The sequence below is a fragment of the Lysobacter claricitrinus genome, from assembly GCF_045866565.1.
Classification (GTDB): Bacteria; Pseudomonadota; Gammaproteobacteria; order Xanthomonadales; family Xanthomonadaceae; genus Cognatilysobacter; species Cognatilysobacter claricitrinus.
On sequence record NZ_BAAFZV010000001.1, the window covers coordinates 527,778 to 542,419 of the forward strand.

Sequence of the window (14,642 nt, forward strand, 5' to 3'; positions counted from 1 at the left end):
TTCTGCGGACTCAGAGCCCGCAGAAGCAGTAGGCGACCGCCTTGACCGGCGCGCCGCGGCGATCGTTCGCCGAGGCTTCGAGGAACTTGAGGTCGCGCGCGGCCTGCGGCGCCGTCTTCACCAGCAGCGCGCGCGCCATGTCGGACTCGCGCATCAGGCCCATGCCGATGCGGCTTTCGGCGATGCCGCTGAAGAACTTCTCGAACGGCGTCGCCGTCTTTTCGATGTAGCGCACGTCGTAGTCGCCGCGCTTGCCGAGCTTGGCACGCTGCGCCGCGTCGTCGAGCGCGTCCTGCAGCCCGCCCATCGCGTCGACGATGCCGCGCTCCTTGCCCTGCGCGCCGCTCCACACACGGCCCTGCGCGATCGAATCGATCTGCTCGACGGTGCGACCGCGCGCCTTGGCGACGCGACCGGTGAAGTCGCGGTAGCCCTTCTCGATCACGGTCTGGATGACCGTGCCGACCTGCGGGTCGAGCGGACGCGTCAGGTCGAACGCGCCGGCATACGGCGAGGTGCCGACGCCGTCGGTGTGCACGCCGATCTTCTCCAGCGCGCGCGAGAAGGTCGGGATCACGCCGAAGATGCCGATCGAGCCGGTAATGGTCGACGGATCGGCGTAGATGCGATCGGCGTTCATGCTGATCCAGTAGCCGCCCGACGCCGCGACGTCGCCCATCGACACGACGACCGGCTTGCCGGCGTCCTTCAGGCGCACGACTTCGCGGCGGATCTGCTCGGAGGCGAACACTTCGCCGCCGGGCGAATTCACGCGCAGCACCACCGCGGCGACGTTGTCGTCGTCGTGCGCCTGGCGCAGCAGTTCGCTGGTGGAATCGCCGCCGACCTTGCCCGGGGGCGCATCGCCGCCGGTGATCTCGCCCTCGGCCACCACCACGGCGACGTGCTTCTCCGGCACCACGCCTTCGATGCCCTTGTCGAGGTGCGCGATGTAGTCGTCAAGCTCGATGCGACGGAAGCCGCCGGTCGCGTCGTCGTCGGCCACGCCGCGCTTGCGCAGCAGGTCCCACACTTCCTGTCGCGTCTTCAGGCCATCGACCAGGTGTTCGTTGAGTGCGAGCTGCGCGAGGTCGCCCTGCACGGACGCAACGCCTTGGGGCAGCGTGTTGACGTCGTTGGTGAGCGTGGCGACATCGAGCTTGCGCGCCTTGGCGATGTCGCCGAGGTAGCGCTGCCACACGTCGTTCATCCAGAACAGGTCGGCTTCCTTCGACGCCGGCGACGCGGCATCGAGCACGTAGGGCTCGGCGGCCGACTTGTACGTGCCGACCTTGAACAGGTGCACGTCGACGCCGAGCTTGTCCTGCAGGCCTTCGCGGAAGTACTGGCGATAGCGCGCAAGGCCTTCCAGCGTCACCTGGCCCATCGGGTCAAGGTAGACCTCGTTGGACTGCGCGGCGAGCAGGTACTGCTTCTGGTCCATCTGTTCGGAGAACGCGACCACCTGCTTGCCACTGGCGCGAACGCGCGCGATCGCGGCCGCGACCTCGCGCAGCGAGGCCATGCCGCCGCCCTGCAGGTCGTCGACATGCAGGAACACGCGTTCGATGTTCTTGTCGCGCTGCGCGGCGTCGAGCGCGCGCAGCACGTCGCGCAGCTGCAGCTCTTCGCTGCGCCCGCCGAGGCTCTTGTTGAACGCGCGGCTGACCGGGTCGCTGGTGAACTGCTCGACCAGCGTCGCCTGTGGCGCGATGACCAGCGTGGTGCGCGGCAGCAGCGGATGCGCGTTGCCGCCCGCGAGCGAGGCGATGAACAGCAGCGCGAACAGCAGCAGCAGGCCGAAGAAGACGATGTTGACGATCAGCCGGCGCGTGAAATTCATCACGTCCCACAGGCCGACGAAAACGCTCGCGATGGGGCCGCGACGGGTGGAGTTCATCGGGGATTTGTCTCGGAAAGATTGCAGTGACAGGGTACCGGGCCGGGCCGCGGCGGTCATGCCCCAGAGGTCACCGGGCCGTTTCGCCCGTGGCCAGCCGGGCCACCCGCTCCGGCCGGCTGGAGCGCGAGAAGCGGCTGCAGAGCAGCACCGCGGCGACGGTCAGTCCGGCGATCAGCCCGGTCCACATCCCGCGCGGACCCCATGGCGCGTTGCCGAGCAGGCCGAGGCCCAGCGTCGCTCCCAGCGGCATGCCGACGCCCCAGTACGCGAACGCCGCCAGGCCCATCGGCACGCGGGTGTCCTTGAGCCCCCGCAACGCGCCGGCCGACAGCACCTGCACGCCGTCCGGGAACTGGAACGCGGCGGCGTAGAGCAATAGCGAGGCGGCCAGCGTCGCGACCTGCGCGTCGTGCGTGTACAGCCGCACCACCGCGTGGTTGCCGGCGAGCAGCAAGCTGGCCGAGATGAACTGCGTCGTCAGCACGATGACGTAGCCGGCGAGCGCTGCGCGACGCAGGCCGGCGGCGTCGCCGCGCCCCAGCGCATGGCCGACGCGCACGGTGGTCGCCTCCGCCACCGCGAGCGGCACCATGAAGCACAGGCTGGCGACGTTGATCGCGATCTGGTGCGCGGCCGCGGGCGTCGGCCCGAGCCGCGCGACCAGCAACGCGGTCGCGATGAACAGCCCGCCCTCCATCAGCACCGTCACGCCGATCGGCAGGCCGGTGGCGAGCAGCTCGCGGATGGTCGACCAGCGCGGCGGATCGAAACGACCGAACACGCAGATGTCGCGCATGCGCGGCGCCTTCGCGTGCACGGCGGCGAAGGCCAGCGCCTGCAGCCACATCATCACCGACGACGCGATGCCCAGCCCGCCCGCGCCGAGTTCGGGTAGGCCGAACGCACCGAACGTCAGCACGTAGCCCAGTGGCACCAGCACGACGAGGCCGCCGCCACCGAGCACCATGGTTGGCAGCGTCCAGTGCAGGCCTTCGGCGAGGTAGCGCATCGCGAGGTAGCAGGTCAGCGCGGGCACGCCCCAGCGGATGCCGTGCATGAAGGCGGTCGCGCCCGGAACGATGTCGGGCGCGATGCCGAACGGTGCGAGCGCGCGCGGCGCCAGCGTCAGGAACACGAACATCAGCAGGCCGAGGCCGAACGCCAGCCACAGCGATTGACGGAACAGCGCACCGATCTCGTCGCGACGCCCCGCGCCATCCAGATGCGAGACCGACGGTGGCATCGCCATCAGCGTGCCCATCGGCACCATCATCGGCAGCCAGAACAACGCGGTGCCCACCGCGACCGAGGCGAGCGTCGACGTGCCGTGCTGGCCGGCGATGGTGCTGTCGACGAAACCGATCAGGCCGGTCGAGACATGCCCGGCGACCAGCGGCGCGGCGAGCGTCGCGGTGCGGCGGATCTCGTGGGGGAAGCGTGCAGGCGCGGACACGACGGGCTCGGACGCGGCGGGCCATCGTAGGCCCGGGCGCTGCCCACCGCCAGCGCGCGATGCGATGGCGGCGACGCGGTGGTCGCGCAAACGCCGCGCGCGTGCTGCAATGCGCGCCGAGCCGCGAGGGGACCGCGATGCACGCCGATACACCGATCGCCTGCGACAACTGCGGCACCATGCTGCAGGGTCATTACTGCCATGCCTGCGGACAGAACGCGCACAACCCGCTGAGCAGCTTCACCCACGCGCTGGAAGAAGTGTTCGAGTCGTTCTGGCACCTCGACGGGCGCGCATTCCGCACGTTCCGCGACCTCTTCGTGCCCGGCCGCGTCGCCTGCAACTACCTGCGCGGCCACCGCGTGCGCTACATCCCGCCGCTGCGCCTGTTCCTGGTGCTGGTGGTCATCACGTTCTTCGTCGGCCGGCTGACCGTCAGCGACGACGATGGCGTCGAAGCGCCGAGCAAGACGCACATCAACGTGGTCGACACCGGAAAGGGCGACTCCTCGTTCGACGCGGCGAAGACCGAAGCCGAGGTGCAGAAGAAGCTGACGGAGACGATCGAAGGCATCAATACGGGGCGCGAGAAGGTCAAGAACGTGCCGTTCATGGCGCGTGCGCTGGATACCGCCGAGGCGGAAGCGCGCGCCAAGGCCGCCGCGCGCATCGCCGAGTTGCGCACGCACGCGCCGCCCGCCGCCACGGCTGTCGCGACGCCGCCGGCGAAGCCGAACGGTGTTTCGCTGAGCGTGACGCCCACCGACGAGTCGGACAAGGAGTCGACGAAAGCCGGCCGCGGCGGGAAGCACCGTGACGAAGCGGACGACGACTCCGACGACACGCGCGCGTCGATGGACAAGATGATGCGCGGCATCCGCGGCGCGAAGCTGCGCGATCCCAAGCTCCCGTGGGATGCGAAGACGAACCCGGCCGACCTTCCGTGGCTGCCCGACTTCGGCGACCGCTGGTTCAACCATCGCATCGCGAACTTCGCCGACAACGTCGACCGCATGAAGGACAACGGCACCTTCGTGTTCCAGCTGATGCTGGCGGCGGTGCCGTCGGCACTGTTCCTCATGCTCCCGCTGTTCGCGCTGATGCTGAAGGTGCTCTACCTCGGCAGCGGGCGCACGTACCTGGAACACCTCGTCGTTGCGCTGTACAGCCACGCCTTCCTGCTGTTCACGCTCTTCGCGAGTTTCGTGCTCGCCCTGTCGCCGTTGTCGGCCGCCGTCACCGTGCCGGTGACGCTGCTGCTGTGGCTTTGGGCAGGCATCTATCTGTTGCTGATGCAGCATCGCGTGTACGGCCAGCACTGGGCGATCACGATCGGCAAGTACCTCGTCGTCGCGTTCCTCTACCAGTTCCTGATCATCGGCGCGTCGGTCTACACCGCGTTCGCCGGCCTCACCAGTGCGCACTGACATGCTGACCTACGAAGTCACCGCCGATGTGGATGCCGCGCTGCGTACGCAGTATCTGGACTGGCTCGAGGCGCACGTCGCCGAGATCCTCACGCTGCCAGGCTTCACCGGCGCCGACGTCGACGAAGTGCTCGATCCCGACGATCCGGATCGCATGCGGCTGTGCATGCGCTACCGCGTTGTCGATGCGGACGCGCTCGATGCCTACCTGCGCGAGCACGCGCCGCGTCTGCGCGCGGAAGGCCTGGAACGTTTCGGCGACAGCGTGCGCACGCAGCGCCGGGTGATGCGGCCGCTCGACCGCTTCGACTGAGCGCGCCTCAGCGCTCGAGCCGCAGCGTCAGCCACGCCGCGCGGTTCGCATCCGAAGTCGACACCAGTTCGCGGCGCAACGCCTCCCGCGCCTGCGGCGGCGTGCGCTGCACGAGCACCGCGAGCTGGCCGCGCTGATCGGGTGTCATCGCGCGCAGCGTGCGCAGCAGGTCGCGGCGATCCTCGGGCGGCACCTGGGCGAGCAACGGCTGCAGGCGCGGATAGTCGACGCCGAGCGTCGGGCCGAGCCGCCAGCCGCGACGCTCGCTCGCGTCGAGCTGGTCGAACTGGACGTGCAACGCCTGGCGCGTCGGCGCGTCGAGCGCGGCGTACTGCGCGGCCGCCGCGCGCACGCGTGCCTGCTCGTCCTGCGGCAATTGCCGCCACGCCTGCCAGTCCGCGCGGCCTTCGCCGCGTTCGCCGACCGGCAAGCGATCCCAGGCCGCCGCGCGCTGCGCGAACGCAGCGCGCTCGCCGTCGGTCCAAGTCGACCAGATGCGCGCATGCGCCTGCAGCGCCGCGCGCTGCAACGGTTGCAGCAACGCCGCGACGTCCTGCAGGTCGTCGGGCAGCGCCTGCGCACCCGCCCAGCCGACAACGCACAGGCACGCGAGCACGATGAGTCGCGGCTTACGGCGCATCGGTCACCTCGCTGGTTTCCGGCTCGCCCGGCACATCACCCGCGGCGGGCGCGAGCTCGGCCGGCGGCGCGACATGCCCGACCATCCAGCTGAGGAACGCGGCGTCGTGCGAAAGCCGCGCGCCGTCGGGGTCGGCCAGCAGTTCGAAATCGGGATGCGCGATGAGGCCCGACTCGCGCGCATAGCGGCTCGCGGGCTCGCCCGCGGGCGGCAACGGCGCGATGCGCACCACGCCGTCGCGCGCTGCGCCATACCAGCGCGTGGCGGCCAACGCGACGACGACGAGTGCCGCCGATGCGGCGACCCATCGGAGCCGGCGATCCGGGCGCTTCGGGAAGAACCGTTCGGTCGGCCCGGCCAGCGCCCCTTCGCGGATACGCGCCAGCTGCAGGCTGCGGTCGGCGGGCAGGTCACGGATGCGTTGCTGCACGTCGCGCTGCAGGCGTGTCCAGGCCGCGGCGTCGGGGCCGCCGTCGGCGAGGGTCGGCAGCGCGCGGATCACCGCCTCGCGCAGCGCTTCGGGCCGCACGCCGAGCACGTCCGCCGCGGTCGCCTCGTCGAGCCCGGCCGCCACCCGCAGCAACAGCGCCACGCGTACCGCCGGCGACGAGGCCGGCAGCCCGTCGATGCGCGCCTCGCGGGCGTTACGAAGCGCTGGCTGGCGCAGCAGCAGCGTCCAGAACAGGCGCGGCCAGTCGGCCATCGGCGTTTCGACCGCGGCTTCGCGGAAGATCGCCATCGCCCGGGTCAGGGCGGCGTCGCCCACCGACGGCACGCCGGTCTGCAGCTCGGCGAAGACGGCGGCGCGGCGGTCGATGCCGCGAAGGAATGCGGCCAGCGCGGCGGGCTGTGCAAGCGCCGGGGCCGGCGCCGAAGCGGAAAACGACATGCGCCGGATGATAGCCGTCGCGTTCGTCGGCACTCGCCAATTTCACCTCACGCACACCTTGACAGCGGCGGTCGTCGCGGCTCCAGCCTTGTGTGACGCGGTTCCACGGCCAAAAGCGTTGTGCACAGCCGTCACGCGGCGGTCATTCGCAGCATTTGCGACGTTCCAAGGCCAGCATGACAGTCGTGTTTCACGCCCAACCTATTGATCCGGCAGGGAATATCCGGCTTGGTGATTTTTTCGCCAACCCACGGCCGCTGCCCGTGTTTACGGGGTTGCGCATGTCGGCCGACATTCGATTCACAGACTTATCCACACTCGATGTGGATAAGGGCCGATCTTCAATACGGACGCGGACTTACGTCCGATTCGTCACCCGGGCGGGAGCAATACGCGCCAACCTCGGGCCGCGCCGACACCGCCGCCGCCCCTAGACTCCACCCCATGCCCGACTCGCCCGACCTTCGCCCTACAGCCGCTTCCAGCGCGGTGTGGAAGGTCGCGATCGGCGGCCTTCCGCTGGCGCGCCTGTTCGACTACCAGCCGCTGGACGGCGACGCCGGCGACGTCGTCGGCTGCCGGGTGCGCGTGCCGTTCGGGACGCGCGAGCGGGTGGGCGTCATCGCCGCGGTCGGGCCCGCCGACGAGGGCGCGGAGCTGAAGCCGGCGCTCGAACGCCTCGACGCCGAACCGCTGCTCGCCGGCGAGCTGTGGGACTCGCTGCGCTGGCTGGCCCGCTACACCCACGAGCCGTTCGGCGAGGTGGTCGCGACCGCGCTGCCCACGCTCCTGCGCCACGGCGACCCGCTGCCGGCCACCGACCGCATCGGCTGGCGCCTGACCGCCGCCGGCGTCGACGCCCTGCCGCGCCTGCGCGCCGGCCGCCCGCGCCGCGTCGCGGAGTCGCTGGCCAATGGTCCGATCGCCGAGGACGAACTCGACAGCCTGTTCGACGACTGGCGCGCCGCCCTGCGCAACCTGGAAGGCCGCGGCCTGGTCGAGCCCGTGGCGATGCCGCCGGCGAGCACGCCCGCGCGTCCCGGCCCCGAACCGAACGACGAACAGCGCATCGCGATCGACGCGATCCTCGACTCGCGCGATGCGTTCAACGCGTTCCTGCTGGACGGCATCACCGGCAGCGGCAAGACCGAGGTCTACCTGCACGCCATCGCCGACTGCATCGCGCGCGGCAAGCAAGCGCTCGTGCTGGTGCCCGAAATCGGCCTGACGCCGCAGACGCTCGCCCGCTTTCGCGCGCGCCTGGGCGTGCCGGTGTACGCGCTGCATTCGGGCCTGTCCGATGGCGAGCGCGCGCGCACCTGGGCGGCATGCCTGCGCGGACAGGCGCGCGTCGTCGTCGGAACGCGCAGTGCAGTGTTCCTGCCGCTCCCGGACGCCGGCCTCATCGTCGTCGACGAGGAACACGACGGCAGCTACAAGCAACTCGACGGCATCCGCTACCACGCACGCGACTTCGCGCTGTATCGCGGCCACGCGCTCGGCGTGCCCGTCGTGCTGGGTAGCGCCACGCCGTCGATGGAGTCGCTGCGCAACGCCCGCACGGGCCGCTACACGCACCTGCAGCTTCGACATCGCGCCGGTGCGGCGAAGCCGCCGAGCGTTCGCGTCATCGACGTCCGCAAGCGCGCGCTCGACGCCGGGCTGTCGAACGAACTGATCGACACGCTCGCTCGCACGCTCGATGGCGGCGGCCAGGCGCTGGTGTTCAAGAACCGGCGCGGCTATGCGCCCGTACTGCTCTGCCACGACTGCGGCTGGTCCGCCGAATGCCCGCGCTGCGATGCGTCGATGACCGTGCACGCGAAGGGCCGTCGCCTGCAGTGCCATCACTGCGGAACGGCACGACGCTCGCCCGATGCATGCCCGGACTGCGGCGGCCTCGCGTTGCAACCGCAGGGCGCTGGCACCGAGAAGCTCGAGGAGACACTGGCCGCACGTTTCCCCGATGTCCCCGTCGTGCGCATCGACAAAGGCACCACGCGCAATCGTGACGCGCTCGCCGGCCATCTCGATGCACTCGGCGATGCGCCCGGCATCCTCGTCGGCACGCAGATGCTCGCGAAAGGCCACGACCTGCCGGGCCTCACGCTGGTCGCCGTCGTCGGCATCGACGAAGGGCTGTTCTCCGCGGACTTCCGCGCGCCGGAAAAACTCGCGCAACTGCTCGTGCAGGTCGCAGGTCGCGCAGGTCGCGCCGACAAGGCCGGCGAAGTGCTGCTGCAGACGCACCACCCCGACCACCCGCTGCTGCACACCTTGCTCACCGGCGGCTACACGCGATTCGCCGACGAGGAACTCGCGTTGCGCGAGAACGCCGGGTTCCCGCCGTTCGCGCACATGGCGATGTTCCGCGCGGAAGCGCGGGAGATGGACGTCGCCAATTCATTCCTCGCGCAGGTGCGCGGCCATCTCGAAGCCTCGTCGCCCGGCAGCGTGCTCAGCGCGCACGGTCCGCTGCCCGCGCCGATGCCACGTCGCGCCGGCTACCAGCGCGCGCAACTCGTCGTCTCGTCCAACGCGCGCCCCGCGCTGCATGCCGCACTCGACGCCGCGCTGCCCGCGATCCGCGAATTGCCGGAAGCACGCAAGGTGCGATGGTCGCTCGACGTCGATCCGGTCGATCTCTACTGACACCCGCACCGCATCGATGGCACGCCCACGCCGCGGCATGCACAATCCGCGATCGTCCAGGGAGTCACCCATGCCGTCTTTGCTCGACCAGCTGCGCGAAATGTCCGCCGTCGTCGCCGACACCGGCGACATCGATGCGATCGCACGCTTCCGTCCGCTCGACGCGACCACCAATCCGTCGCTTCTGCTGAAAGCGGCCGCGCTGCCGGCGTATGCCTCGCTGGTCGAAAGCGCATTCGCCGCCGCGCAGGGCATCGACCACGACGCACGCGTCGCCGATGCATCGGACCGCCTGGCCGTCGCGATCGGTGGCGAAATCCTCAAGCTCATCCCGGGCCGCGTCTCCACCGAAGTCGACGCGCGCCTTAGCTTCGATACGGATGCGACGATCGCGAAGGCGCATCGCCTCGTCGAGCTTTACGACGCCGCCGGCATCGGCCGCGACCGCCTGCTCATCAAGATCGCATCGACGTGGGAAGGCATCCGCGCCGCCGAGCGCCTCGAACGCGAAGGCATCCACTGCAACCTCACGCTGCTGTTCTCGTTCGCGCAGGCGGTCGCATGCGCCGAAGCCGGCGTGTTCCTGATCTCGCCATTCGTGGGCCGCATCTACGACTGGCACATCGCCAACGGCGCCGCGAAACCGACGACCCCGCAGGACGATCCCGGCGTGCAGTCCGTCACCCGCATCTGGCAGTGGTACAAGCGCCACGGCTACGACACCGTCGTGATGGGCGCGAGCTTCCGCAACATCGGCCAGATCACCGCGCTGGCGGGCTGCGACCGCCTCACGATCTCGCCGGAGTTGCTCGCCGAACTGCAGTCCAGCGACACCACGCTCGATCGCGCACTCATCGACGACGGCAGTCGCACGAACGCACCGGCGTATCTCGACGAAGCGCACTTCCGCTGGCAGCACAACGAAGACGCCATGGCGACCGAGAAGCTCGCCGACGGAATCCGCAAGTTCGCGCAGGACCAGGTGAAGCTGGAAACGTTGCTGGGGTCGCGGGTAGGCTAGGTCACCACGATTCGACGCTCCCAAGGATGGGCATATGTCATCGCCGCACAGGTGTCTCCGCCGCGACGCCGGCGCATTGCGACCTGCATCCACATTCTCAGCCTCCGCGACGCTGCGCGTTCGCCATGCATATGCAATGCATGGCTGGAAGCCCTCGCGATCGTGACCTCGCCCATCCAAGCACCGTCCTTTGGCTGACTCGCCCGAGGCGGCATTTTTCGTGTTCAAGGAGGAGCTCCATGCACCGCTTCGCGCTAGTCGCCACTTCCATCGCATTGTCATTGACGGCATGCAGTCGGCCGCCCGCATCGACGGCGGCAGCTCACGCCGAGGCGACAGTCGCCCACCCCGCACAAAGCTCACCCAATGCCGCGCCTGCTTCGGAGGCCACGCCGCATTCCACGGAGGCAGTGAGCGGCGTTTCACCCGGCATGGCATACGCACGCTTTCGAGCGAAGGCCATGGAGCAAGGCTGGCAACCGAAACCCGATGCCGACTGCCTTGCCAACGTCGTTGGCGCCAACTTCAAGGAGATCTGCGACGCCGATGCCTCGCGTTGCCGGGTGTGCACGGAGATGCCGGAATTGAGTGCGTACAGCGGCGATGGGCAGCTTCTCACCCGCTTCGAGAACAGCGCTGACCATCGCGTTCTCGAGGTTGGCGGTTCTGGCGACATCGAATCTTGGAATCAGCCGGGGCGCGAAGGCGACCTGCAGGTCGCGTCCTGGACGGTCACCAACCCTTCGAAGTAGCCAGCTGCGCGATGGCATGGCTACACCACATTGACGACAGGAGGTTGCAATGAATGTCAATCCACTACAGGAACTTATGCGACGTGGAGAGTCCGGCGCGGCCGGATACAACGCGTACAACCGCGGCACGTATACGGACTCCGACGGCCACCACCACGTTCGCGGGCCCGATCGTCCGATCGATCTGAGCACTATGACACTTGGGCAGGTCTAGGCACTGCAGCACTTGCCCGGCTCGCATCCAGACCGCCTATTCGCGGTTGGCAAGTATCAAATGATTCCCGCCACCCTCGCGGATGCCGCCGTTGCAATGCATCTGAATCCAGATGCGCGCTTCACGCCGCACCTCCAAGACAGGATCCTGTTCGACTACTTGATCGGGCAGCGACGCCCCGCGGTTCACGACTACATCGCAGGCAAGCCGGGGGCGACCCTGACCGACGCGCAGCACGCCATGGCCTGCGAATGGGCAAGTTTTGGCGATCCCGCCAAAGGCGGCCAAAGCCACTATCCCCCCCCGAACCACGCGAGCATCACGCTTGAGCAATCGGGCGCGGCGCTTACGTCCATGCGCAACGACTATCGTGCGGCCATCGAAAGGGGGCTCACGCCGGCCGATGCGTGGACAGCTGCAACGGGATCGTCGCCGACGCACGACCAAGCTGCCCCGAACACGCTGGCGGCTCACGCGCCAAGCACGCATCGATCCGAAAGGCCGGCAGCGATGACCGACGGCGCGCTTACGTCCGGCGAGAGCGGTCCTGAGGTCGCGACACTACAACGCGCGCTCGACCGCCTCGGCTACAAGGACGCGCACGGCCACCACATCGCGGCCGACGGCCATTTTGGGCAACACACCCGCGAAGCGCTGCAAGCCTTCCAGCGCGATCACCATCTCGACGCCCATGGCAGCTTCGGCCCGAAGACACAAACGGCGCTACACGCCGCGGAAGCGTCGCTCGTGACCTCGCGAACCAATCCTCACCACGCGCTCTATGAACGCACGCTCGAAAAGGTGCGCGAAGCCGAACACGCGCGCGGTGTCGCATCCGGTCCGCACAGCGAACGCATGGCCGCCGCGCTGACGACAGAACTCGTGCGCGACGGCATCACGCGCGTCGACCGCGTCGAGTTCAATTCTGCTGGCACCCTTGTGCGCGCCGTGCAGATCGGCGCGATGCGCGACGAGCCCGGGCTCAATCACTCGACCGGCGCAATCAGCACGCGCCAGGCATCCACGCAATCGGTCGCCGAAAGCAGCCGCCAGCTGCACGAGGTCGCGGTGAACGTGCAGGCGCAGCGGCAGGATCCGCAGTTCACCCAGACGCCGACGCGTGCCGCGCCGTCGCCGGCGCACTGAGCAGGGCGCGAGCACGGAAATGCAAACGGCCCGGTTTCCCGGGCCGTTTTGCGTCGCAGATGTACGCAACAGTTACGCCGCGAACAACGCCCGCATCTTCTTGAGCGCGTTCGCCTCGATCTGGCGGATGCGTTCGGCGGACACGCCGTATTCGTCGGCGAGTTCCTGCAGCGTCACCTTGTCCTCGTCCAGCCACCGGCGACGGATGATGTCGCGCGAACGTGCGTCGAGTTCCGACAGGCCGTCGCGCAGCACGTCGAGCTGGCTCGTTTCCTCGTCCTGGCGCTCGTAGAGCTGCGACGGATCCTCGCCCTGCGCACGCAGGTACGCCACCGGCGAGGGCGGACCGTCCTCGTCGCCATCGTCCGGCGCGTCGAAGCCGATGTCGCGGCCGGACAGGCGCGACTCCATCTCAAGCACTTCGCGCTCGGAGACATTGAGGTCGGCGGCGACGGCGCGGACTTCCTCGGCATTCATCCAGCCCAGGCGCGTCTTGCTCTTGCGCAGGTTGAAGAACAGCTTGCGCTGCGCCTTGGTCGTGGCGACCTTGACGATGCGCCAGTTCTTCAGGATGAACTCGTGCATCTCCGCACGGATCCAGTGCACCGCGAAGCTGACGAGGCGCACGCCCTGGTCCGGGTCGAAGCGCTTCACCGCCTTCATCAGGCCGATGTTGCCTTCCTGGATGAGGTCACCGATGCCGAGGCCGTAGCCGTTGTAGCCACGCGCGACATGCACGACGAAGCGCAGGTGCGAATGCACCAGTTCGCGGGCGGCGTCGAGATCCTCGCTGTCGCGGAACTGGCGCGCGAGGCGCTGTTCGTCGTCCACGGTGAGGACCGGGATGCGGTTGACCGCGCCGATGTAGGCCTCGAGCGAGCCGAGCGGGCTCAGCCCGACCGCCGAAACGGCCGGCAGGCTGTTGGGAACGAGAGCGGTGGAGGCTGTCTGGGTCATAGGCTCGTAGGTTAGCAGTCGGGCTGTTGGACTGCTAAAGGGTCCAGGAGTTCCGGACCGTTGCATGTGTGGGACGACGAAGGCGGAATGCTGCCGATCGGCCCGTTCAAGTCGCGTAAAACCGGCGGTATGGGACTGAGTCCCAGGCATGCGGGCGCTACGGCCGCTTTTCCAGCCCTGACCGATGGCAGGGTGCGGCGGTGCCGCGCCCGGCGGCGGCTACACTCCCGCCGGCATGACCAAACGAACCAGGCCGACCTCCTTCGACATCGCCTTCCGGGCGGGTGTATCGCAAGCGACCGTGTCCCGCGTGCTCCGCGGCAGCCCACTGGTGAACGAGGAGACCCGAAAGCGGGTCGAGTCCGTCGCCCGCGAGCTCAACTACAAGGTCGACCGCCGCGCCTCGAGCCTGCGCACCCAGAAGTCCGGCACCCTCGCCCTGCTGCTGTTCGAGGACCCGACGCCGGACGAGTCGCACATCAACCCGTTCTTCCTGTCGATGCTGGGCTCGATCACCCGCGCCTGCGCCCGCCACGGGCAGGACCTGCTGGTCTCGTTCCAGCAGCTCTCGGACGACTGGCATTCGGACTACGAGGACTCGATGAAGGCCGACGGGCTGATCCTGCTCGGCTACGGCGACTACGAGCTCTACCGCGACAAGCTCTCCGCGCTGGTCGAGCGCGGCACGCACTTCGTGCGCTGGGGCGCGGTCGACGCCGACCAGCCCGGCGTGTCGATCGGCTGCGACAACGTCCACGGCGGACGCCTAGCGGGGGAGCACCTGCTTGCATGCGGACGTCGGACGGTCGCGTTCGTCGGCCACGCCTCGTCGCACTACCCCGAATTCCTCGACCGCTACCGCGGCTGCGCGTCCGCGCTCGAGGCCGCCGGGCTGAAGATGGATCCCGCATTGCAGGTCGATGCCGAGACCAGCGAGGAAGCCGGCTACATCGCGACGCGGCAGCTGCTCGCGCGCGGGCGCCCGTTCGACGCGATCTTCGGCGCCAGCGACCTCATCGCGATCGGCGCGATGCGCGCGTTGCACGAGGCGGGCATCCGCATTCCGCACGACGTCTCGGTCGTCGGCTTCGACGACATCCCGATGGCGCGCTTCACCACGCCGCCGCTGACGACGGTGATGCAGGACACGACCAAGGCCGGCCAGCTGCTGGTCGCGACGCTGATGCAGCTCGTGCGCGACGAACACGCCGAGAGCGCGATGCTCCCGGCGTCGCTGGTGGTGCGCAAATCCTCGTTCACGCTCGGCTGAACGCG

The 14,642-nt window shown here is 69.0% G+C and carries 12 protein-coding genes; 7 read left to right on the plus strand and 5 right to left on the minus strand.

Features of this window, described 5'->3' with window-relative positions:
* Positions 1-10 precede the first annotated feature (10 nt).
* Together sppA and ACKTTN_RS02330 are read right to left on the minus strand one after the other, a co-directional pair.
* The gene (gene sppA / locus ACKTTN_RS02325) at positions 11-1,900 is read right to left on the minus strand and encodes a signal peptide peptidase SppA (protein WP_407908259.1); all 1,890 of its coding nucleotides are present in this window, start codon (positions 1,898-1,900) and stop codon (positions 11-13) included.
* A 70-nt stretch (positions 1,901-1,970) separates the two neighbouring features.
* Entirely contained in the window at positions 1,971-3,356 is a 1,386-nt protein-coding gene (locus ACKTTN_RS02330; RefSeq protein WP_407908260.1) for an MATE family efflux transporter, read from the minus strand.
* A 137-nt stretch (positions 3,357-3,493) separates the two neighbouring features.
* Between ACKTTN_RS02330 and ACKTTN_RS02335 the strand changes: the two genes are divergently transcribed.
* Positions 3,494-4,783 carry a DUF3667 domain-containing protein gene (locus tag ACKTTN_RS02335; protein WP_407908261.1) on the plus strand — a complete coding sequence of 430 codons (1,290 nt, stop codon included), beginning with the start codon at positions 3,494-3,496 and terminating at the stop codon, positions 4,781-4,783.
* 1 nt (position 4,784) lies between these two features.
* The gene (locus ACKTTN_RS02340; RefSeq protein WP_407908262.1) at positions 4,785-5,096 is read left to right on the plus strand and encodes a DUF4286 family protein; all 312 of its coding nucleotides are present in this window, start codon (positions 4,785-4,787) and stop codon (positions 5,094-5,096) included.
* A gap of 7 nt (positions 5,097-5,103) precedes the next feature.
* Here ACKTTN_RS02340 and ACKTTN_RS02345 read toward each other — a convergent pair whose 3' ends face one another.
* Together ACKTTN_RS02345 and ACKTTN_RS02350 are read right to left on the minus strand one after the other, a co-directional pair.
* Positions 5,104-5,736: a DUF3106 domain-containing protein gene (locus ACKTTN_RS02345; protein WP_407908263.1), complete on the minus strand. Its 633-nt coding sequence runs from the start codon at positions 5,734-5,736 to the stop codon at positions 5,104-5,106.
* Positions 5,726-6,625 (minus strand): hypothetical protein, encoded by a 900-nt coding sequence (locus tag ACKTTN_RS02350; RefSeq protein ID WP_407908264.1) that lies wholly within the window; start codon positions 6,623-6,625, stop codon positions 5,726-5,728. The genes ACKTTN_RS02345 and ACKTTN_RS02350 overlap by 11 nt, the downstream gene beginning before the upstream one ends.
* Positions 6,626-7,069: 444 nt before the next feature.
* Between ACKTTN_RS02350 and ACKTTN_RS02355 the strand changes: the two genes are divergently transcribed.
* The 4 genes from ACKTTN_RS02355 to ACKTTN_RS02370 all read left to right on the plus strand — a co-directional run bounded on the left by ACKTTN_RS02355 (position 7,070) and on the right by ACKTTN_RS02370 (position 12,410).
* Complete coding sequence (locus ACKTTN_RS02355) at positions 7,070-9,277, plus strand: primosomal protein N' (RefSeq protein WP_407908265.1); 2,208 nt, start codon at positions 7,070-7,072, stop codon at positions 9,275-9,277.
* A gap of 70 nt (positions 9,278-9,347) precedes the next feature.
* Positions 9,348-10,298, plus strand: coding sequence for a transaldolase (gene tal, locus ACKTTN_RS02360; RefSeq protein ID WP_407908266.1), 951 nt, complete (start codon positions 9,348-9,350; stop codon positions 10,296-10,298).
* A 239-nt stretch (positions 10,299-10,537) separates the two neighbouring features.
* Entirely contained in the window at positions 10,538-11,050 is a 513-nt protein-coding gene (locus tag ACKTTN_RS02365) for a hypothetical protein (RefSeq protein ID WP_407908267.1), read from the plus strand.
* A gap of 226 nt (positions 11,051-11,276) precedes the next feature.
* Complete coding sequence (locus ACKTTN_RS02370; RefSeq protein ID WP_407908268.1) at positions 11,277-12,410, plus strand: XVIPCD domain-containing protein; 1,134 nt, start codon at positions 11,277-11,279, stop codon at positions 12,408-12,410.
* A 72-nt stretch (positions 12,411-12,482) separates the two neighbouring features.
* On the opposite strand, the gene rpoH is transcribed toward ACKTTN_RS02370, so the two are convergent.
* Positions 12,483-13,367, minus strand: a complete 885-nt coding sequence (gene rpoH, locus ACKTTN_RS02375) for an RNA polymerase sigma factor RpoH (protein ID WP_407908269.1) — start codon at positions 13,365-13,367, stop codon at positions 12,483-12,485.
* 235 nt (positions 13,368-13,602) lie between these two features.
* On the opposite strand from rpoH, the gene ACKTTN_RS02380 reads away from it, so the two are divergent.
* Positions 13,603-14,637, plus strand: coding sequence for a LacI family DNA-binding transcriptional regulator (locus ACKTTN_RS02380; RefSeq protein WP_407908270.1), 1,035 nt, complete (start codon positions 13,603-13,605; stop codon positions 14,635-14,637).
* Positions 14,638-14,642 lie beyond the last annotated feature (5 nt).

Excerpts from the sequence above, each read along its gene's own strand:
- ACKTTN_RS02355 (WP_407908265.1), top strand. The coding sequence starts at position 7,070 with ATGCCCGACTCGCCCGACCTTCGCCCTACAGCCGCTTCCAGCGCGGTG.
- rpoH (WP_407908269.1), bottom strand. The coding sequence starts at position 13,367 with ATGACCCAGACAGCCTCCACCGCTCTCGTTCCCAACAGCCTGCCGGCC.
- ACKTTN_RS02350 (WP_407908264.1), bottom strand. The coding sequence starts at position 6,625 with ATGTCGTTTTCCGCTTCGGCGCCGGCCCCGGCGCTTGCACAGCCCGCC.
- ACKTTN_RS02345 (WP_407908263.1), bottom strand. The coding sequence starts at position 5,736 with ATGCGCCGTAAGCCGCGACTCATCGTGCTCGCGTGCCTGTGCGTTGTC.
- ACKTTN_RS02380 (WP_407908270.1), top strand. The coding sequence starts at position 13,603 with ATGACCAAACGAACCAGGCCGACCTCCTTCGACATCGCCTTCCGGGCG.
- ACKTTN_RS02340 (WP_407908262.1), top strand. The coding sequence starts at position 4,785 with ATGCTGACCTACGAAGTCACCGCCGATGTGGATGCCGCGCTGCGTACG.
- sppA (WP_407908259.1), bottom strand. The coding sequence starts at position 1,900 with ATGAACTCCACCCGTCGCGGCCCCATCGCGAGCGTTTTCGTCGGCCTG.
- ACKTTN_RS02365 (WP_407908267.1), top strand. The coding sequence starts at position 10,538 with ATGCACCGCTTCGCGCTAGTCGCCACTTCCATCGCATTGTCATTGACG.
- tal (WP_407908266.1), top strand. The coding sequence starts at position 9,348 with ATGCCGTCTTTGCTCGACCAGCTGCGCGAAATGTCCGCCGTCGTCGCC.
- ACKTTN_RS02335 (WP_407908261.1), top strand. The coding sequence starts at position 3,494 with ATGCACGCCGATACACCGATCGCCTGCGACAACTGCGGCACCATGCTG.